The following is a 19243-nucleotide window of genomic DNA, read 5'->3' as shown; positions in this document are numbered from 1 at the left end:
GAGGAGCCGTGCCCCTCGCAGCCACCGGTGAGCTGATCGCCGCTGCCGCCGCGGCACGCGGTGCCGTCGCCGCGTTCAACGTCATCACCCTCGAACACGTCGAGGCCGTCATCGCGGGCGCGGAGAGCGTGAACGCACCGGTCGTCCTCCAAGTCAGCGAGAACACCGTCAAGTTCCGCTACGGACGCCTGCTCCCGCTCGCCCGCGCCGCTGCCGCGGCCGCCGAACGCGCCGCGGTGCCCGTCGCCCTCCATCTCGACCACGTCCAAAGCGACGACCTGCTCCGGCAGGCGGCCCCCGCCGGGTTCAGCTCCGTGATGTACGACGCGGCCCGGCTGCCGTACCAGGAGAACCTCGCAGCCACCCGCGCCGCCGCCGACTGGGCGCACGCCCAAGGGCTCTGGATCGAGGCCGAGTTGGGGCAGATCGGCGGCAAGAACGGCGACCCGGCGCCCGATCCGCACGCACCCGGCGTCCGGACCGACCCGGGCGAGGCCGCTGCCTTCGTCACCGACTCCGGCGTCGACGCTCTCGCCGTCGCCATCGGCAGCACGCATGCGATGACCACGCGTACGGCCGCGCTCGACCACGGGCTGCTCAAACGGCTGAGCGCCGCGCTCGACGTACCGCTCGTGCTGCACGGTTCTTCCGGGCTGCCGGACGAGGAGCTGACGGCGGCCGTCGTAGGCGGCATCGCCAAGATCAACATCGGGACCGCCCTGAACGTCGCCATGACCGGCGCGATCCGGGAGTTCCTCTCCGCACATCCCACGGCGGTCGACTCACGCACCTACCTCGGCGTGGGGCGGGAGGCGATGGCCAGGACCGCGGCCCGCCTCATCACGGTGCTCGGCCGCGGAGGTGCCCAATCACCGGACCAGGCGTCCCCGTAGGCGCTCACTGCCGCCCGCCGCACCGGGGCCCGCGCCCTACCTCTTGACGGCCTTCAGGACCACGAACTTCGCATCGCTCGCGACCAGTTCGCTGTTGCCGAAGAGACGGCGCAGCTTGACGTGGTAGCCCAGGTGGCGGTTGCCGATCACCCATAGCTCGCCGCCTGGCCGCAGGGCGCGCCGCGCGCCGGTGAACATGCGCCAGGCCGTGGCGTCCGTGGTCGCCTGGTGGGAGTGGAACGGCGGGTTGTTGAGGACGAGGTCGACGCTCCCGGCGGGCACCCCCGACAGCCCGTCGCCCACCCGGAACTCCGCCGCTCCGTCCGCGTTCTCCCGGTACGTGGCCTCGGCCGAGGCCACCGCCTGGTACGACTCGTCGACGAACAGCACCTCCGCCGGGGGGCTGGCCAGCGCGGCGGCCAGACCGACGATCCCGTTGCCGCAGCCCAGGTCCACGATCCGCTCGGCGCCCCGGCCGCGCGGCAGGTGCCGCAGGAAGAACCGGGTCCCGATGTCGAGGCGGTCGGCGCAGAAGACGCCCGCGTGGTTGGTGACGGTCCGGCCGGACAACGGGCCGATGCCGTCGGGGAGTCGGTAGCGGTACGGCCACGGGTTGGCGCCCCGGTCCAGCCCCGGATCGGGGGAGCAGAAGACGAGCCGGGCCTTCTGCTCGGCCAGCGAGGTGCGGGTCGGGCCGAGGATCCGCTCGAACAGTTTCAGTGTCGAGGTGTGGATCTCCTTGACCATCCCCGTGCCGACGACCACCGTCCCCTCGTGCACACCGGGCGCCAGCCGGTGCAGCTGGTCCTCCAGCAGCGCGAGGCTCTTCGGTACGCGGACGAGGAGGACGTCGATACGGTCGGGCGGCGCGTCCTGGGTGGTGAGGAGCCGCACCGCATCGGGGGCCACGCCGTTGCGCTCGAGATTGGCGCGGGTGGCCTCGCGGGCCAGGAACGAGTCGGTGATCTGTGTCGGCCGGTGCTCCGCGAGCGCCGTGGCGAGCGCGCCCCACCGGTCGCCGACGATGACGACCGCGCCGTTCATCGGGGTGCCGCTCGCCGCGAGGTGCCGCAGCAGATACGCGTCGGAGGCGTCCCAGGCGCGCAGCCGGTCACGGGGATCCTCGGGGAAACGGGTCAGCGCATACGCGCCCCAGGGCGTGGTCATACGGTCGTTCATCGTGCGTCCAGGCTAAGCGACCCGAGGGGAAGCCCGGGCACGTGCCCGGCCACAGCACGCGAGGCCGCCGACAGGCCGGATCCGTGATGATGGTGCCATGGACGCCGAGCTGTTTCCGCGAAGCCGCAGAGAGATCGCGCCCGGCGCGGTCCATGTGCCGGACTGGCTGGACGCGGACGGTCAGCGCCGGCTCCTCAAGGCATGCCGGGAATGGGCCCGGCCACCCGCCGGCCTGCGCACCGTGCACACCCCGGGCGGCGGCACGATGACCGCCCGGCAGGTCTGCCTCGGCTGGCACTGGTATCCGTACGGATACGCCCGCACGGTCGTCGACGGCGACGGCGCCCCCGTCAAACCGATGCCGGGCCGGCTGGCCGCGCTCGGCCACGAGGCGGTCCTGGCCGCTCTCGGCCCGCAGGCGGTGCCGCCGGAGCCGTACGACATCGCCCTGATCAACTTCTATGACGCGGATGCCCACATGGGCATGCATCGCGACAGTGACGAGAAGCCGAACGCCCCCGTCGTGTCCCTGAGCCTCGGCGACTCCTGCGTCTTCCGCTTCGGCAACAACGAGACCCGGGCGCGCCCGTACACGGACATCGAACTGCGCAGCGGGGACCTGTTCGTCTTCGGCGGCACGGCACGTCTCGCCCACCACGGGGTGCCGCGAGTGCATCCGGGAACGGCACCGCCCGAGTTGGGACTGTCGGGCCGGCTGAACATCACGCTGAGGGTCAGCGGGCTCAGGCCGGCCCCGAAGCGGATCATGGGAGACTCGCCCTCATGAACGGAAAGGCGGGACCCCAAACGGCGAACTCGCGGACACGGCTGGACCGGGGGCGCGGCGCGCTCGGACCCGCGCTGGAACTGGTGCACACCGGACGTGCGCCGACGCGTGCCGTGCTCACCGCGGAGCTTGGCGTCACCCGGGCCACCGCCGGGGCGGTGGCCGCGGAGCTGGAGGCGCTGGGACTGATCCGGGTCGACGCCCACCCGAGCGCCGCCGGTTCGCAGGGCCGGCCCTCGCACCGGCTGGAGGTCGCCGAGGACGGGCCCGTCGCGCTCGCCGCCCAGGTGCACGCCGACGGCTTCCGGGCCGCGCTCGTCGGGCTCGGCGGCCGCATCGTGGCGACCGCACCCGGCCGCGGAGCCGTCGACGCCGATCCGGCGGAGGTGCTCGGCTCGGTGGTCGAGGCGGGCGCCGAACTCCTGCACGAGACCGGGCGGCGCTGTGTGGGCGCCGGGCTCGCCGTGCCGTCCGCGGTCGCCGAACCCGAGGGCCTGGCGCTCAACCCCCTGCACCTGGACTGGCCGGCGGGCGCGCCCGTACGGGAGATCTTCGCCGAGCGCGTGCGCGCCGCGGGCATCACCGGGCCCGTCTTCGCCGCCAACGACATCAACCTGGCCGCCCTCGCCGAGCACCGGCACGGAGCGGGCCGCGGCTCCCGCGATCTGCTGTGCGTGGCCACCGGACACCGGGGCGTCGGTGGCGCGCTGGTGCTCGACGGGCGCCTGCACACCGGCAGTTCGGGGCTGGCGCTGGAGGTGGGGCACCTCACCGTCCACCCCGAGGGACGCCCCTGCCACTGCGGCAGCCGCGGCTGCCTCGACGTGGAGGCGGACCCGCCGGCGTTCCTCGCGGCGGCCGGTCGCGACGCCGGCCCCGAGGTCTCGCACCTCCAGCAGGCGAACGACCTGATCCGCACGCGGTATCCGGCCGACCCGGCCGTGCGCACCGCCGTCGAGGAACTGATCGACCGGCTGGGCCTGGGCCTTGCCGGACTGGTCAACATCCTCAACCCCGACCGCATCATCCTCGGCGGACTGCACCGCACCCTGCTCGACGCCGACCCCGAGCGGCTGCGCGCCGTCGTCGCCGACCGCAGCCTGTGGGGCCGCAGCGGCGGAGTCCCCATCCTGGCCTGCACACTCGACCACAACAGCCTGGTGGGCGCGGCCGAGGTGGCGTGGCAGCCGGTGCTGGACGACCCGCTGGCGGCGCTCGCCTGACAGCGAGGCACGCGACGGCCTGCGCCCGCGTACTCCCGGGAAAGGAAGTCACCGCCCGGTCAGCCGGCAACGACGGACCGGGCGGGAGCGCGTTCCTTCCCGCGATCGGCGACCACGTACCCGCGGACGGGCAACTCGAGCGCCCGGTCGTAGGGCGTAGGGCCCCGCATCGGCCAGGCCGGTGCCGAGACGGGCGCCGGAAGCGTGAACCAGACGACCTTGCCCGAGTCCCCGTCCGGGCGAGCCCCCCAGCTGTCGGCCACCGCGGCGACCATCGCGAGACCGCGTCCGCTGGTGGAGGAGGGATCCACCTCGCGCAGCTCCGGCAGGCGCGGGTCGTGGTCGTACACCGAGACGGTCAGCCGCTCGAGCAGCAGTTCCATCTCCACGGTGCACGTCTTGTCGGGCCGGGCATGCAGGTGGACGTTCGTCAACAGCTCCGTCACACCGAGCGCCGCCCGGTCTATCAAGGGATCGAGGTGCCAGTAGCGCAAGTGCGCCGATACGATTCTGCGGACCTGACCGATCCGCGACGGCAGGGCTTGGAGCTCCACCGTGCACTGCCTGCTTGGCTGGCTGATCACGGCTGCGACTCCCCGAATTGAGGTCCGGAAGAAGACGAAGAGCGGATCCAGCAGGAAGGCCGGGTGTACATGCCGCCTGCTGTGCGGCTGAATACTCCGGCCGCCTGGCGCGGAACGGCTTCGTACGGCGGCCGCCCGCTGTCATGACCGGCGGGCTGGTTCTTCAGCGTGATCGCCGGTAAACCCAGAGTGATGTGAGACCAGCGTGACCCACGTGTCGGCGTCCTGCAACTCGCAACACGATCAGCCGCCGCGCCCGGCCGCCCTGCGGACCGCCTCGATGAACCGCCGTGCCGACGGGGGTCCCGGCTGCCCGGGTGCGGGGTCATGGTCGCCGAGGGTCAGTGAATAGCGGGTGCCGTTGACGTCGGCCAACGCCCGGTCCTCCGACGCGAACCAGGGTTTCGACGCGCGTACCGCCTGTACCGGCGCGCTGTCGATCTCGCTGCCGTAGCTGGTGAGCAGCCGCAGTCTGCCGTCACTGATCCGCACCTGACCGGCCCGGGTGAGTGACCGCAGTCTCTTTCCGATCCGCACCCCCGAGGCCGCGAACTCCGGTTCCGCCATGTTGCCCGCCCCCTTGTGCGTTCGGCTGTGCCCGGTCCGGATCCGGTGTGGGCCGCGATCCGGCATGGCCCCGATCGAGTTCGGTCGTGATCCAGTCCGCACCCCGTACGGCACGGTGTCCCGCGCGGGTGCCCGACGGTCCCGGTCGGCGTCCCGTGCCGTGCAGTCTGCCCGCACCCGGCGCCTTGCACCAGTGTGCAGGGCGAGGTCACACCGGGCAGGAGGCGCACTCGCGCGGATGCGCCCCCCACTGTTGTCCGCCCCACCCCGCAGGGGTGTCTTTGGGCTGCTCAAAGATGCGTTTATGCAGGTGAGGAGCGTGCGAAGGAATGCTTATGATCGAGGCGTCCGACCACGTGAACCTGGTGTCGGCGCATCCCCGTAAGGAGCCCCGCTGTGAGCACTCCCCGGCCGATCCACCCCGGTGGGACCCTCGATGTCGACCACAGCGACACCGAGTACCGGACCTGGCTGAAGGAGGCCGTCCGCAAGGTCCAGGCCGACGCCAACCGCTCGGCCGACACGCACCTGCTGCGCTTCCCGCTGCCCGAGCACTGGGGCATCGACCTGTATCTCAAGGACGAGTCGACCCACCCCACCGGCAGCCTCAAGCACCGCCTGGCCCGCTCCCTGTTCCTGTACGGCCTGTGCAACGGCTGGATCCGCCCGGGCCGCCCGGTGATCGAGGCCTCCAGTGGCTCCACGGCCGTCTCCGAGGCGTACTTCGCGAAACTCATCGGCGTGCCCTTCATCGCGGTCATGCCGCGCACGACGAGCGCGGAGAAGTGCCGCCTCATCGAATTCCACGGCGGACAGTGCCACTTCGTGGACGACTCACGGAAGATGTACGAGGCTTCGGCCGCCCTCGCGGCGGAGACCGGCGGCCACTACATGGACCAGTTCACCTACGCGGAACGGGCCACGGACTGGCGCGGCAACAACAACATCGCCGATTCCATCTTCTGCCAGCTGGAGTTGGAGCGCTTCCCCGAGCCCGCGTGGATCGTCGCCACGGCGGGCACCGGCGGCACCTCGGCCACCATCGCCCGGTATGCCCACTACATGCAGTACGACACCCGTGTCTGCGTCGCCGACCCGGAGAACTCGTGCTTCTTCGACGGGTGGACGTCCGGCGACTCGGACCTCACCTGTGACCGCGGCTCGCGCATCGAGGGCATCGGCCGGCCCCGGATGGAACCCAGCTTCGTGCCGGCGGCCATCGACCGGATGATGAAGGTCCCGGACGCGGCGACCGTCGCCGCGCTACGGGCCCTGGAGGCGGCCCTCGGTCGCAAGGCGGGCGGCTCGACCGGCACGGGCCTGTGGAGCGCGCTGAAGATCGTCTCGGAGATGGTGGCCGAGAGGCGCACGGGCAGCGTGGTGACCCTGCTGTGCGACCCGGGCGACCGCTACCTGGACAAGTACTACTCGGATGTCTGGCTCGCCGAGCAGGGTCTGGACATCGCGCCGTACACGGCGGCGATCGACTCGCTGCTGGCGACCGGCGTATGGCCGTGCTGACCGTTCCCGGGCCGTGAGCGGGAGTGAGCCCGTACACCGGCACGCCCCGCCAGTCCCTTCGCGGGACACGGAGTTCCCGAACAAAAGCGGTGGCGCCGGCTCGGCGTCACCGCAGTGGGCGGGGCGTCAGCCGTCGATGTCCGTACTGTCTCCGGGCTCGCCGGCGATCACCAGCCGTCTGAGGTGTTCCGAGACCTCCGCCCGTGCCTCGGCCGGCAGGCCCGCGTCGGTCACCAGAGTGTCGACCTGCTCCAGCGTGGCGAACGAACTCAGGCCCACCGTGCCCCACTTGGTGTGGTCGGCGACCACCACGACACGCCGCGCGGACTGTACGAGCCGCTGGTTGGTCTCGGCCTCCGCCAGGTTCGGCGTCGACAGGCCCGCCTCGATCGATATGCCGTGCACACCGAGGAAGAGCACGTCGAAGTGGAGAGAGGCGATCGCCCGGTCGGCCACGGGCCCCACGAGTGAGTCGGACGGCGTCCGCACCCCGCCGGTCAGTACGACGGTGGCCGCGCCCTGCCGCTGGCCCGAGGTGCGCTGCGCCGAGTGGAAGACGTCGGCCACGCGCACCGAGTTGGTGACGACGGTCAGATCCGGCACGTCGAGGAGATGGTGGGCCAGCGCATACGTCGTCGTCCCCCCGGACAGCGCGATCGCCGTGCCCGGTGCGACCAGTTCGGCCGCCGCCCGCGCGATGTCCTCCTTGGCCGTCAGCTCCAGACCCGACTTGGCCTCGAACCCCGGCTCGTGCGTGCTGGCCTCCATCACCGGCACCGCGCCGCCGTGTACCTTCTCCAGCACCCCCTGGCGGGCGAGCGCGTCGAGATCGCGGCGGACCGTCATGTCGGAGACGCCGAGCTTGCGCGTCAGCTCGTTCACGCGGACCCCGCCGCGCCGTCGCACCTCGTCCACGATCAGGGCGCGGCGCTGCTCCGCGAGGAGGTTCTGATTCTCGCTCACGTCCGCTCCGCTCCCTTTTGTCCGATTGCGTCCGAAATTCCCGTCCGTGTCGGCTTGGACGAGGTCACTGTCCCGCCACCATCGCGGAGGATGTCCCATCCTTGCACGGGCGGCCACAGGCCGCGCCACCCCGTACCTCAGGAAGAGCGAACCGCCGCCCCGCCACGCGACTGCCGGCGCGGCCACGGTCGCTGCTCGGTCCGGGCCCGGGGGGCGGGTCCTCGCGACGGGCCGGCACGTCCGGCGGTGGGCCCGCCGGGGTGGACGGCCGGGCGGGCGACGGGAGCCCGCCGCCCGGGGACGCGGCTCAGGGCAGTTCCGGCAGGTCTTCCGGGTAGAGCAGCGTCAGGTCGTCCGTGCTTGGTTCAGCCAGCTGGGCGACCCGGCCCGCGTGCCGCTCCACCATCGCCTCGAAGGTCTGGCGTGCGGTGCGGCCGTTGCCGAACGCCGGCCCCTTCGGAAGCGCCGTGAAGTACTTCGGCAGGGCCTCGGCGGTCCCGGGGCTCAGCCTGTACTCCTGCTCCTCGGCCTGCTGCTCCACGATCCGCAGCAGGTCCTCGGGGCCGTAGTCGTCGAAGGTGATGGTCCGTGAGAAGCGGGAAGCCACGCCGGGGTTGACCGACAGGAACCGTTCCATCTCCGCCGTGTAGCCCGCGACGATCACCACGACCGCCTCCCGGTGGTCCTCCATCAGCTTCACCAGGGTGTCGATCGCCTCACGCCCGAAGTCGCGGCCGGAGTCCTCCGGCGACAGCGCATAGGCCTCGTCGATGAACAGCACTCCGCCGCGCGCCCGGTCGAAGGCCTCCTGGGTGCGGATGGCGGTGGAGCCGATGTGCTCGCCGACCAGGTCGACCCGGGACACCTCCACGAGGTGGCCCTTCTCCAGCACCCCGAGGGAGGCCAGGATCTCGCCGTACAGCCGGGCGACCGTTGTCTTGCCGGTGCCGGGAGAGCCTGTGAACACCAGGTGCCGTCGCACGGACGCCGCCTTCAGGCCCGCCTGCTGCCGGCGGCGTCCCACCTCGATCATGTCGGTGAGGGCGCGCACCTCGCGCTTGACGTTCTCCAGGCCCACCAGCGCGTCGAGTTCCCCGAGTACGGCTTTCGATGTGCGCGCGGGCTGCTCCGGCTCCTGCGCCGCCCTGACGACGGTCTCGTGCTCGGTGGCGCGCTGGCCGGGGATTGCACCCAACAGGCCGGGGGACCCGCCCGTTGTCTGCACGGCCGTCTCCTGGGCGGACGGGGGCCGTAGCCCGGTGCTCTTGTCGCTGGTGCAGTCCTCGACGACCGCGGCGCCACCGCCGGGCGTGTTCGGGCCGCCGTCCGCGAACTCGTAGCCTGCGCGTGCACACCGCTCCGTACGGCACTTCTTCAGCGTGGCACGGCAGCCGTCGATCACATGGAAGCCGTAGCCGCCGCTGCCCGTGACCCGGCAGTTCAGGAAGCTGCCCCGGCCGCCCGCGGAGACGTAGAAGCCCGCCTCCGCCGGTGAGGTCACCGTGCAGCGCTCGATGGTGGGGTCGGCGCCCTTGGTGACGATCACGCCCGTCTGGGTGCCGTCGATGGTGCAGCCGGACAGCGTGCCACCGCTGCCGTGGTCCCGGAACCAGGCGCCCGTCGACGCTTCCTGGATCCGGCAGTCGTCCAGTTGCGCGGTGGCACCGTCGCTCACCGACACCGCCGTGTTGCGCACCTGGGTGAGGTCGCTGTCCACGACGTCCGCGCGCGAGCCGCGGTCGAGGACGAACAGGGCGTCCGGCACGTCGTGCACCCGGCAGGATTCGAGCACCGCGGTCGCGCCGTCGCTGACCCACACCGCCGGGTAGTCGCCCGTGCTGTCGGAGATCTCGCACTGGTTGGCGTCCACCCGGGTGCCCGGGTCCCACACCGACAGGCCATTGCGCCCGAACTGCCGCACCGTCGTGCGGGTCAGCGTGAGCACCGAGCGGGACCGCAGGTCGACCGCGTTCTCCGGGATGTCGTGGATACGGCAGTCGGCGAGCGTCAGCACCGCGTCCGTGTCGAGGGTGACGCCGTCCGCGGTCGTGCGGTACACCTCGCAGTCCGTCAGGTGCGCCGCGGCGTTCCCGGTGACCTGCACGCCGGAGCCCCGGACCTCGTACACCTCGCAACCGACGGCCTCCAGTGAGGAGTTCTCGCCGGTGGCCGACAACCCCGCGCCCGAGGTGTGGTGCACCCGGCAGCGCTCCAGCCGGGGGTGCGCGCCGCCGCGGACCGCGACGCCCGACTGGGCCGCCGCCATGACCTCGCACTCTTCGAAGACCCCGCCGGCGCCTTCCACGACGGCGATACCGATGCCGGCCGGGTTGTCGATCGTGCAGCGTCGGACCGTGGGGCGCGCGCTGCCGCGGACCTCGATGCCGGCCGCGGACCGCGTCATGATCCGCACGTCCGCCAGTTCCGGCATGCCCTGCTCGACGAGCAGCGCGGGCGCGGCCGCGTCCTGGCCCTCGATGTGCAGGTCCTGAACCACCGCGGAGGCCCGCACGGTCAGGGGTACGCCGTCCACCGGCGCGATACGCACCGAGCCGGGGGAGCCCTCGGACCCGCGCAGCGTCACCGCCCGCTGGACGACGAGGTTCTCCCGGTAGATCCCCGGAGCGATGGTGAGTACATCTCCGTCGCCCGCGGCCTCCAGAGCGGCGGTGAGTGATGCGTACTCACCCGTGCGGCGCCGCCACCGCGATGTTCCGGTGTGCGTCACCTGGACCGTGCCCTGTGCCATGGCGCTGTTGTGCCCCCACCTCGTACTCACGCGGTTCTCGCGAAGATGCCGAACAGCCGAACGGTTCGGCCGGTCCACCGTAGCGTGCGCGGAGGCAGGTGGCCGACCGGAGGCCGAAGGCCGTCAACTGCCCGTGCCCGTGCGGCCCCAGTCGGGGCCCGCCTTGTCCCAGGCCTGGTCCCAGCGTGCGTACCGGCGACGGAGCATGCGCCAGACGATCAGCCGGCGGGCGCCCTCGACGATTCCTGCGATCACCGTGGCCGTACCGACACCGGCCAGCACGGCGTGCGCCGTCGCGGTGGCGCTGTCCAGGGGACGGCCCACTATTCGGCCGTGGCCGTCGGTCCAGATGGTGAAGTGGTCCCCCGGGCGCGGGGATTTGAGGTCGGAGAGCGCCGTGGCGCGTTGCGGGGTGCCATCGGGTGCGGTCCAGTCGGCGAGCACGCGGCTGCCCGCGCGCCGTGTCGAGGAGCCCTGCGGACCCGGGTCCCACAGGGTGGGGCCGAGCTTCTTGACGACGGTGACCTGCACCAGGTGGCGGGTGCGCTGCTGGTCCCGCACCGACCGCTGCAGGGAGCCCTGGGCGAGCGATCCGGTCAGGACACCGACGGCGGGTGCGGCGACCAGGATCAACACCAGGGCGGCGAGCGCCACCCAGGCCTCGACCAAGTCGGTCGTACGGCGCAGCGGATTGCCGCGCCAACGCCAAAGACCGCCGATCGCCCGCACCGTCCCGCACCCCCTCCCCGTCCATGACACCCCTGGACCCCGCCGTTCCACCCCGAGGCGGGGCAAGAGAGAGGGACATCACTCTCTCTTGCCCCGCGGGTCTCTCATGAAGTTCCCACTCACACCCAACGACCGTGCCTGCGGCCCTGGTTCCCACCCATGCGTCGGATCGTGGATCCGTCGCCGAGGATCTGTTGGCCCGCTACTCAAGGACCGTGACCGGGTCGCCGATCCGTATCGCGCCGGGCGTCTGTGGCACCAGGTACTGGCCGAAGACCAGTCGGTTGCCGAACCGGCGATGACGGGCGAGGGTGCGCAAGGGCTCCTTTCCGCGCTCAGTGGTGGTCTGGTCGGTGGTGGTCACGACGCAGCGGCTGCACATCTTGGCGACCCGGAAGACGACATCGCCGATGGCGATCCCCCGCCAGTCGTCCTCGGCCCAGGGTGCGGTGCCGGACACCACGACGTTCGGCCGGAAACGATTCATGGGCAGCGGGCCCTCGTCGGGGCGATCGCCCTGCACGATCAGGGAGTTGAGGGCGTCCAGGGAAGTGAGCGTGGTGAGCAGCAACGGGTAGGCATCGGCCAGGCTGACGGTCTCGCCCGGGCGGCCGTGCTGCGGGTCGTCGATGGGACGGCGGGTGGCGGGGTCGTCGAGGTGGACCAGGGTCACGCTCTCACCGAGGTACGTGCTGAACCACTCGCTCGCCTCGGGTCCGGCCGTGATCGTCTCGATCTTCTCTCCGCTCCACCGCGCCGTCCTCGTACCCACTTCTTCGGGTACGGCGACGCTCAGCGGCTCCAGGCCGGCCGCGGCCACACGGACACCGCCGCAGGGCAGGGGTTCGGCGGCGGCCAACGCCAGGCGCGGCTGCTCGCGTTGGGTGACGACACTGCCCGCCTCGTCGACGATCGCCCAGCGCCGGTCCCCGGCCAGCCCCCATGGCTCCACGACGGCCTTGTGGGGCGATTGACCCCGCAGTGCCTTGACTGGATGAACGTGAATCGAGTGCAGCGCTGTTGTCGGCATGAGGCCATGGTGTCATCGGGTACCGATGGCCTCATGCCGCAAGGCGGATCAATAACCGCGGTACTGCTGCCCGTTGTTGTACGGGTCCTGGTACGGCGTCGGCGCCGGCGCGGGGTGCGGTGCCGCGGGGCGCATCGCCTCGTAGCCCGTACCGGTGGTCATCGGGCGCGGCGGCTGCATCTGCTGGGGCCCCGGATAGCCGTGCGGGCCCGTCTGCTGCGGGATGTATGCCGTCGGGGCGGCCTGCTGTGGCGGCACGGGCTGCGGCGCCTGCGGATAGCCGTAGGAGGGGGTCTGATGGGACGGTCCGGCCGGCAGCGCGGGCAGCGCCGGCGGCAGGGCGGGCAGGTTGCTGCCCGGCGCCTCGTATGTGGAGGGGACCCGGATCGGAGCGATCTGAGGAGTTCCGCGCTCGGCGACGAGCGAGTCATAGATCGGAGTGTCCGGGAAAGGCGACGCGGAGTAGTAACCGCCGCCATAGGTGGAGCGGGGGGAGGTCATGGCACATAAGGTAAGCCCACGATGTGGTGGTTGGGGAGCCCCAATCTTGGGGTCACCCGTTTTGCGCTGATTCTGTCCGCCTGATCTGCTGAAACATCGTTAAAGCTTCCGTTAATGGCGGGGGCTTTTCCGGTGGAGGGCCTCATGGCTGACGAGGAGTGGTGGATCGGCTGCAAAGGGTGACATCTGCGTGGCGCCCGCAAGGGTGGAGGGCTTCGACTCCGAACTCCTGGAACCTTAGGGCTATCAAGGGGATCGCCGACGTCAACCGCGGCCTGCCGACCGCTGCCAGCGACAGCACGCTCGATACTCACTTCGGCTCGTTGGGGTGTCGAGGGTGAGGCCGGTCCCGGTGATGAATCCGTTGAGGGTGTCGGGCCGGTACTGGAGGCGTTTGAGCCGGTTGCGGACGAACGTCTCCAGGCGGTCCAGGGCGACCACGGCAAGGTTGGCCAGAGTGCGTCTACGGGGTTGGTGACACGTCTGTGATCGCTCGTGACACGTGAGGGCCCCCGTCGGCTTGCTCCGACGGGGGCCCTGCGGGGTCATGGACGGCCTGGGGCTTGCGCCACGGTGTCAGTGCCGCAGATATCTCCCCGTCAACGGCAACCGCAAGGTTCCTGCTCAGCTTCCCCGGACTGGGCCCCCTGCTCGGAGCCCGTGTCCTTGCCGAACTCGGCGACGATCGGGCCCGGTTCGCCGACGCCAGGGCTCTGAAGTCCTACGCCGGCTCCGCACCGATCACCCGGGCCTCTGGCAAGAAGCACTTCGTCGGACGCCGCTTCATCAAGAACAACCGCCTCATGCACGCTGGGTTCCTCTGGGCCTTTGCCGCCCTCACTGCCTCGCCCGGAGCCAACGCCCACTACCGGCGCCGACGCGAGCACGGAGACTGGCACGCTGCCGCTCAACGCCACTTGCTGAACCGATTCCTCGTCCAGCTCCACCACTGCCTCCAGGCCCGACAGCCCTTTGACGAACAGCGTGCTTTCGCACCGCTCCTGTCACCCCCGACAGAGCAGACAGCTTGACCTTTGCCCCCTGAGATGCCTTTGACGGCCCGGACATGCGAGCCGTCCACGGCGCAGTCGTCCAGGTCCAAAGAGTCCGCGCGGCGGAGTTCGGTCAGCAGGGCGGAGTGCAGGCGCGGCCAGACGCCAGCCTCGGTCCAGTCCCGCAGCCGACGCCAGGCTGTGATTCCGGAGCAGCCCACGGTCTCGGCGGGGACGTCACGCCAGGCAACGCCGGTCCGCAGCACGTACATGATGCCGGCGAGAGCCGCTCTGTCCGGAACGCGAAGTAGCCCGGGATAGCGGTGGCGTCGTTCGGGGGCGGATGGAAGCAGCGGAGCCACCCGCTCCCACAGGTTGTCCGGAACAAGGTCAGCACGCACCCCGACACCCTGCCGACCAAGATCGCCGAGCGCAAGACCCGCAACTCGACTCATCCTGAAACGATCAGTTTATACCAAGTCCCGGACACGCCCCGTCGACATCGAGCAGAGCGACAGCCCAGTGATCGAGTTGTCCGCCATGGAGCTTCACCGTCTACTGGACGGAGTTGAGCGCGACCTCGCCGAATTCCTTGCGCTGGCAGCCGACTGGGCGCCCAGTCACCTGCCCGACCACGCTGTCCCCGTTACTGCCGCCCTCGCCCGCGTCCTCGCTCTGCCCACGCCGGCCACACCGTCAGATCGGCAGAGCAATCACCCAGTTCGGCGAATCAGACGGAGGACAGACGGATCCGGCATCGTCGTCGCCAACGGCCCGTCACCCGGGCGGCGTACCAGGCGGGCGGAGCCGGGCACTGCGCTCTACTGTCGTAGCGCCTTGCGCTGACAGAACCGCTGGGCTCCGGCAGCCAGGCCTGCGCCGCCTGACGAACGGCTGCTCGTTGCGCACATGCGGTCCGAGGCCTGTGCCGCCGGGCTCGACCGTGTCGAGGTCGTGTCGCATCTTCCCGCCGAGGACTTCTACCACCGCGTTGGTGCAGTGCGGACTGGGACCGCGCTCGCGAAGCCGCCCGCCGTGTCGTGGGACCGTCCCAGATTCGAGTTTCGCATTCCTTCGGAATGACGCGGTGTGCCGGTTGGCGGGGCGCCGGCTTCGCCTGCATGGTGGCTGGCATGCAGGAGCCGCTGGACGCCGCGCGCTCCGTGTGTGCCGTCGTCTCTGCCCTGGCGGGGGGATCGCCTGCGTCAGTGGCCTCTCCCGGCGACTCCCTCGCCTCCGGCACTCCCAGGGCCATCGAAATCGCGTATACCTCGGCTCGCTCCACACGCGATTGAGGTCGGCCGCGTAAATACGTAGTTCACACGACCCTGATCTGTGAGACGAAGTGGCCACAGTCCACTGTCAGCGCCGTAGGGGGTGATGCCTTGCCAGTGCAGCCATCGGCGCAAGTGGAAGTAGTCACAGCCCTTGCCCCGTGGAGCTTGGCCGGCCGGGGTCGGTGCGGCCCGCGGTGGAGCGGATCGGCGGGAGGCTCCGGACAGGGGCATCGGAGCGTGACTGTTGTGGGTGTTGGCCAGGTCCGACTGGGCGTTCGGGTCGTCGTAGGCGTCGATGATGGCGATGGTCCTGCCGGAGCCGCTGGCGGAGGCGGCGGAGGTCAGGCCGTAGGTCGACTGCAGGTCGCTGGGGCGGTAGCCGGTGGGGGAGTGCGTGGCGGTGTTCGGCCGGACGGTCTGGGGTGCGAGCCCTTCTTCGCCGCCTGCTCTTCTTGGAAGGCGGTGGTGCCGCTGGTGACGCGCAGGGCGTTGCAGGATGCGTAGCCCTTCTTCGGGGTGCCGGCGCACTGCAGCATCTCCAGGCGGAACCGCCGGCCCGCCCAGCGCTACGGCGTGGGGGGCCGTTGTGGGGAGCGGAGTACGAGCAGGGTGATCTCGCTCGGGGCGAAGACGCGGAAGGGCGGGCCCCAGAAGCCGGTGCCACGGCTGGTGTAGAGGAGGGTGCGGGTGCCGTGGCGGCTGAGGCCGGCGAGGGCGGGCTGGTCGATGCGGACGAGGTGGTGGAAGGGCCAGATCTGGCCGCCGTGGGTGTGGCCGGAGAGTTGGAGGTCGATGCCGTGGGCTGCTGCCCGGTCGATGAACTTGGGCTGGTGGGCCAGGAGTAGGACAGGGTGGTCGGGGTCGGCGCCGTGCAGGGCTCCGGCGAGGTGGGCGCGGTGGCCGGCGAGGCCGGAGGACTCGGCGGTGACGTCATCCACGCCGGCGACCACGAGGGTGTCGCCACCGCGTTCGAGCAGCAGATGGCGGTTGCGTAGCGGCTCCCAGCCCAGCTCGTCCATCAGGTCGACCCAGCCCTGGGCCTCGCTGTAGTACTCGTGGTTGCCGGTGACGTAGACCCGGGCCCGGGTGGCTTGCACGGTGCCGAGTGGGGCGGCCTGGGCGCGGCGGTGTTCGGCCGTGCCGTCCGCGATGTCTCCGGTGTGGCAGACCAGGTCGGCCTTCAGCGTGTTGACCGTCTCGCAGACCCGCGCCGACCAGCGGGCGCGGTCGAGTGGGCCGTAGTGGGTGTCGGTGATGAGGACGACGCGCGTGCCGTCCAACCCGGCCCCCAGACGCGCAAGTTGCACGTCCAGGCGGCGTACCCGTGGGACCCGGCGAGCCTCGGCGTACCCCCAGGTGAGCAGCATGGTGGCTGCGCCGAGGACCGCCCAGGTGACGATCCGGGCCCGGTCCTGGCCGTCGCCGACGCCGACGCCGGTCAGGGCGAGCCGCAGCGGGACGCCGAGCACGACGGACCAGGTGAACAGGGTCCAGATGGTGCCCAGCAGGGTGTCTCCGACGATCGCCGCCCAGTCCTGCTGGCGTCGGCCGTGGCCGCGTATCATCGCGAGCGGCATACCGATCAGGCCGAGGGCGAACAGGGCGGTGCCGGCTAGCGTGACAGGGAGCGGCCAGTGCTGGCCGGTGTGCAGGAGCACCCAGCAGGGCACGGTCCACAGCAGGACGGGGGCGATCAGGGGGAGGTAGCGCATCAGGCGGTGCAGTCGGCTCTGCTGAGTCGAGTGCGCTGTACTGTCGGCGGATCGGGTTTCGCTGGTGTCGGTCACGCTTCCCCTCCTTGAGTAACCAGGCTGCCGTCGCGCGCACTGTATCCGGCCGTCCCGGGCCGGTCGGACGGGGTGCTCATGGTGGGCAGCCCCATGTGGCGAGGTGGCCTCCGAGTTCGCCCCCGGCTCACGCGGTTGGTGACTCTGCTCCTGACCGGGGCCACGGCGGCTTCAAACGGTGAGGCGTAGAAGCTCCGGAAGCAGTGGAGGCGTCCGGGGCGCGCCGACAGCGCCCCGGACGCCCCTGGACATCACCCCGTGCAGCTCAGTGTGGCGTTTGCCCAGTCTCCGTGGTCCGACGAATTGCCGTCGCCCCCGTCGCCGATGACCAGGTCGAGGACCTTGGCACCGGTCACATCGGCGTCCACTGCGAGGGCCTTCGTGTTCCCCCTGATGACCGGGGTCGACGCGACTTGCTTGCCGTCCGCGAGGACTGTGAAGGTGACGGAGCCGTTGCCGTTCGTCTCGTCGTCGACACCCACCGAGGCGCTGAAGCGGGTGCAGGTTCCGCCCAGGTACACGCTGACGTCACCGTCGGAGTGGACGCCGAGTCCCTTCGCGTACCGCGTGCCGCCGATCGACATGGGCTTTCCGTCCCCGGCCGCGTCCTCGCCGTTGGAGGTGTTCCGCTCCACCGGACCCCAGCCGTTGGTGGCCGTGAAGTCGAGGTCCGCCAGGTCGTGCGTGCCCGCGCCGGGCGCCGGAGGCGGCGAGGCGACGCTCGTCGCGGCCGCCGCCGAACCCTCGCGGTAGCGCGCCGTGGCCGACAGCACCGTCGACCACGGCCCGCTTCCGGTGGGCGCGGTGACCTTCCAGGTGCGGGTCACGGTCTGCCCGGCCCGTACGTCGCCCAGTGGCTGCGTGGCCGCGGGCTCGGACTTCCACCCCTCCGGCAGCCGCAGCGCGAGCGAGGCGTCGTGGGCGGTGGAGCGGCGCGGTGCCAAGGTGGCCGTGACCTCGCCCGTGCCACCGCGGGTGATTGTGTCCGGGGCGCTGACGCGTACATCGGCGCCTGCGCGCGGATCGCGGTAGACGGCGGCCGACCAGCCTGGCGAGTCGATGTCGCCGTAGCGCAGGGGCGTGGTGTGGTTCCCGTACGCCTCCAGCGACACCTTGCCGAGGCCGTCCCCGTCCGGGTCCTGGCCGATGACGGCGATCGCCACCGTGTTGCGACCGTGCGTGCGCAGCATGCCCGGCTGGACCGGGAAACTGGTCTGCGGACCCAGGTCGTTGACGTACACACCGACCATCCAGCCGTTGACGTACACGAGGGCCCGGTAGTGCTTCGCCTTGTCGTCCGCGAACTTCAGCCCCATCGGGACGTCCTGGCCCTTCGGCAGATCGAGGTTGAAGGTGGTGCGGTACCAGGAGACGCCGGGTGCGTTCGCGCCGCTGTGCGGCAGCGAGACGGAGGACCACTCGTCATCCGGGTAGCCCGGCAGGTGCATGCCGTGTCGCTCGCCGTGCAGGCCGCCGGTGTTCAGGGGCCCGCGCACCGGATCGACCAGGTCCTCGCCGCCGAGCGCGCCCTGGAGCCGCCAGCCGATCTGCTTGTCCGAGCCCACCAGGCGTGCCGCCGTCAGCCCGCGCGGCTGCTTGTGGTGGTCGTCCGCGGACCAGTCCTGCTCGTGCCCCAGGTTGGCGGTGAGGACGGCCAGTACATTGTCCTTGCCCGGCTTCAGCGCCCCGGCGGGGATGCCGAAGCGGTGCGCGGCGTTCCCGCTGCTGCCCAGATAGACGCCGTTCAGCCATGCCTGATACGCGCCACCGTTCCCCGTGGTCGCGTCGAGCTGCACCGCGGTCTCCGTACCGGCCGCCGTGAAGTGCCCCCGATACCAGACCGAGCCGGCGTGGAAGCCGTAGTGGTCCATCGACAGGGCTTGCTCGTCGGCGGCATGCCAGGCCGCGTCGTCGAACCCGGGTTGTGCCTCAGGCGTCTCGCGGTGGAACTTCCAGCCGCCCAGGGTCGGCAGGGTGACCGGTTTCGGCCCGGCGAGCTCGGCCCCGGTGGTGTCCAGGGCGCCCTTCGCGGGCTTGCCGTTCCAGGTGACGGACGTCGCGGGAGTACCGGTGAGGACGTGCAGCTTCGCCGCCTTGTCGGTGTCCCCGGTGAGCTTGAGTACGCCGTCCGCGTAGGAGCTGGTACGCAGCAGCTCGGGGCCGCTCGCGAGGACCGGGCCCTGCGGGGTGTCGAGGCGCCAGTACGTGTCCGCGGTCGCGTCGTCCGCGAGCAGCAGCAGGAGCGGGGTCGAGCCGCCGGGCGGGGTGATCAGCACCTTGGCCAGGCCGTCGTGCGCGTAGTTCAGCCGCAGATCGCCACTCGCCGCCTCCCAGGTCTGCTTGACCTGACCGCTGAGCACCTGGACCTCGGGCCGGCCCGAGTAGCGCAGCACGGTCTCGCCGTCCTCGCCGTGCCGCCCGTACAGCAGAGCCACGTCGCGCGGGCCGAAGGTGCCGTGGG

At 71.2% G+C, this 19243-nt stretch carries 14 protein-coding genes and 4 pseudogenes; 6 read left to right on the top strand and 12 right to left on the bottom strand.

The window, feature by feature from the left end:
* Positions 1-8: 8 nt before the first annotated feature.
* On the top strand, positions 9-893 hold the full coding sequence (locus tag BIV24_RS07975; protein WP_071365482.1) for a class II fructose-bisphosphate aldolase: 885 nt from the start codon (positions 9-11) through the stop codon (positions 891-893).
* A 36-nt stretch (positions 894-929) separates the two neighbouring features.
* Here BIV24_RS07975 and BIV24_RS07970 read toward each other — a convergent pair whose 3' ends face one another.
* Complete coding sequence (locus tag BIV24_RS07970) at positions 930-2072, bottom strand: methyltransferase (protein ID WP_245766698.1); 1143 nt, start codon at positions 2070-2072, stop codon at positions 930-932.
* A gap of 97 nt (positions 2073-2169) precedes the next feature.
* On the opposite strand from BIV24_RS07970, the gene BIV24_RS07965 reads away from it, so the two are divergent.
* Complete coding sequence (locus BIV24_RS07965) at positions 2170-2859, top strand: alpha-ketoglutarate-dependent dioxygenase AlkB family protein (protein WP_071365480.1); 690 nt, start codon at positions 2170-2172, stop codon at positions 2857-2859.
* Complete coding sequence (locus tag BIV24_RS07960; RefSeq protein ID WP_071365479.1) at positions 2856-4082, top strand: ROK family protein; 1227 nt, start codon at positions 2856-2858, stop codon at positions 4080-4082. Before BIV24_RS07965 ends, BIV24_RS07960 begins: the two co-directional genes overlap by 4 nt.
* A 59-nt stretch (positions 4083-4141) precedes the next feature.
* Here the strand turns inward: BIV24_RS07960 and BIV24_RS07955 are convergent, their stop codons facing one another.
* Positions 4142-4666, bottom strand: a complete 525-nt coding sequence (locus BIV24_RS07955) for an ATP-binding protein (RefSeq protein WP_071365478.1) — start codon at positions 4664-4666, stop codon at positions 4142-4144.
* 243 nt (positions 4667-4909) lie between these two features.
* Entirely contained in the window at positions 4910-5233 is a 324-nt protein-coding gene (locus tag BIV24_RS07950; protein ID WP_071365538.1) for a hypothetical protein, read from the bottom strand.
* Between the two features lie 396 nt (positions 5234-5629).
* Here BIV24_RS07950 and BIV24_RS07945 point away from each other — a divergent pair, with 396 nt between their 5' ends.
* A complete protein-coding gene (locus tag BIV24_RS07945; protein WP_071365477.1) occupies positions 5630-6754 on the top strand; it encodes a PLP-dependent cysteine synthase family protein in 1125 nt (374 codons plus the stop codon).
* A 126-nt stretch (positions 6755-6880) separates the two neighbouring features.
* On the opposite strand, the gene BIV24_RS07940 is transcribed toward BIV24_RS07945, so the two are convergent.
* The 6 genes and pseudogenes from BIV24_RS07940 to BIV24_RS36355 all read right to left on the bottom strand — a co-directional run.
* Complete coding sequence (locus BIV24_RS07940; RefSeq protein ID WP_071365476.1) at positions 6881-7717, bottom strand: DeoR/GlpR family DNA-binding transcription regulator; 837 nt, start codon at positions 7715-7717, stop codon at positions 6881-6883.
* Positions 7718-8024: 307 nt separating this feature from the next.
* Positions 8025-10466, bottom strand: coding sequence for a right-handed parallel beta-helix repeat-containing protein (locus BIV24_RS07935; RefSeq protein ID WP_071365475.1), 2442 nt, complete (start codon positions 10464-10466; stop codon positions 8025-8027).
* 123 nt (positions 10467-10589) lie between these two features.
* Positions 10590-11195 carry an Rv1733c family protein gene (locus tag BIV24_RS07930; protein ID WP_071365474.1) on the bottom strand — a complete coding sequence of 202 codons (606 nt, stop codon included), beginning with the start codon at positions 11193-11195 and terminating at the stop codon, positions 10590-10592.
* A gap of 202 nt (positions 11196-11397) precedes the next feature.
* A complete protein-coding gene (locus BIV24_RS07925) occupies positions 11398-12225 on the bottom strand; it encodes an MOSC domain-containing protein (protein ID WP_071365473.1) in 828 nt (275 codons plus the stop codon).
* Positions 12226-12273: 48 nt separating this feature from the next.
* Positions 12274-12726: a DUF6643 family protein gene (locus BIV24_RS07920; protein WP_071365472.1), complete on the bottom strand. Its 453-nt coding sequence runs from the start codon at positions 12724-12726 to the stop codon at positions 12274-12276.
* A 264-nt stretch (positions 12727-12990) separates the two neighbouring features.
* Positions 12991-13191 (bottom strand): annotated as a pseudogene (locus tag BIV24_RS36355) (hypothetical protein); the annotation flags it as partial.
* Between the two features lie 140 nt (positions 13192-13331).
* Between BIV24_RS36355 and BIV24_RS07915 the strand changes: the two are divergent.
* Positions 13332-13757 (top strand): annotated as a pseudogene (locus tag BIV24_RS07915) (transposase); the annotation flags it as partial.
* Here BIV24_RS07915 and BIV24_RS31420 read toward each other — a convergent pair.
* A pseudogene (locus BIV24_RS31420) lies at positions 13733-14119 on the bottom strand (transposase); the annotation flags it as partial. The pseudogenes BIV24_RS07915 and BIV24_RS31420 sit on opposite strands and share 25 nt — an antisense overlap.
* Positions 14120-14609: 490 nt before the next feature.
* On the opposite strand from BIV24_RS31420, the pseudogene BIV24_RS35085 reads away from it, so the two are divergent.
* Positions 14610-14801: pseudogene (locus tag BIV24_RS35085) on the top strand (GNAT family N-acetyltransferase); the annotation flags it as partial.
* Between the two features lie 760 nt (positions 14802-15561).
* Here the strand turns inward: BIV24_RS35085 and BIV24_RS07910 are convergent.
* Both BIV24_RS07910 and BIV24_RS07905 read right to left on the bottom strand, forming a co-directional pair.
* Positions 15562-16782, bottom strand: coding sequence for a metallophosphoesterase (locus tag BIV24_RS07910; RefSeq protein WP_071365471.1), 1221 nt, complete (start codon positions 16780-16782; stop codon positions 15562-15564).
* 251 nt (positions 16783-17033) lie between these two features.
* Positions 17034-19243: NPCBM/NEW2 domain-containing protein (locus BIV24_RS07905; protein ID WP_177198639.1), on the bottom strand; the 2210-nt coding region annotated here is incomplete at its 5' end.

Source organism: Streptomyces colonosanans (assembly GCF_001866645.1).
GTDB lineage: Bacteria > Actinomycetota > Actinomycetes > Streptomycetales > Streptomycetaceae > Streptomyces > Streptomyces colonosanans.
This window is presented reverse-complemented; position numbering and strand designations above follow the sequence as displayed.

What these genes read in the sequence shown, in the direction of transcription:
- BIV24_RS07965 (WP_071365480.1), top strand. Translation starts at nt 2,170, where the DNA reads ATGGACGCCGAGCTGTTTCCGCGAAGCCGCAGAGAGATCGCGCCCGGC.
- BIV24_RS07970 (WP_245766698.1), bottom strand. Translation starts at nt 2,072, where the DNA reads ATGAACGACCGTATGACCACGCCCTGGGGCGCGTATGCGCTGACCCGT.
- BIV24_RS07950 (WP_071365538.1), bottom strand. Translation starts at nt 5,233, where the DNA reads ATGGCGGAACCGGAGTTCGCGGCCTCGGGGGTGCGGATCGGAAAGAGA.
- BIV24_RS07925 (WP_071365473.1), bottom strand. Translation starts at nt 12,225, where the DNA reads ATGCCGACAACAGCGCTGCACTCGATTCACGTTCATCCAGTCAAGGCA.
- BIV24_RS07920 (WP_071365472.1), bottom strand. Translation starts at nt 12,726, where the DNA reads ATGACCTCCCCCCGCTCCACCTATGGCGGCGGTTACTACTCCGCGTCG.
- BIV24_RS07960 (WP_071365479.1), top strand. Translation starts at nt 2,856, where the DNA reads ATGAACGGAAAGGCGGGACCCCAAACGGCGAACTCGCGGACACGGCTG.
- BIV24_RS07935 (WP_071365475.1), bottom strand. Translation starts at nt 10,466, where the DNA reads ATGGCACAGGGCACGGTCCAGGTGACGCACACCGGAACATCGCGGTGG.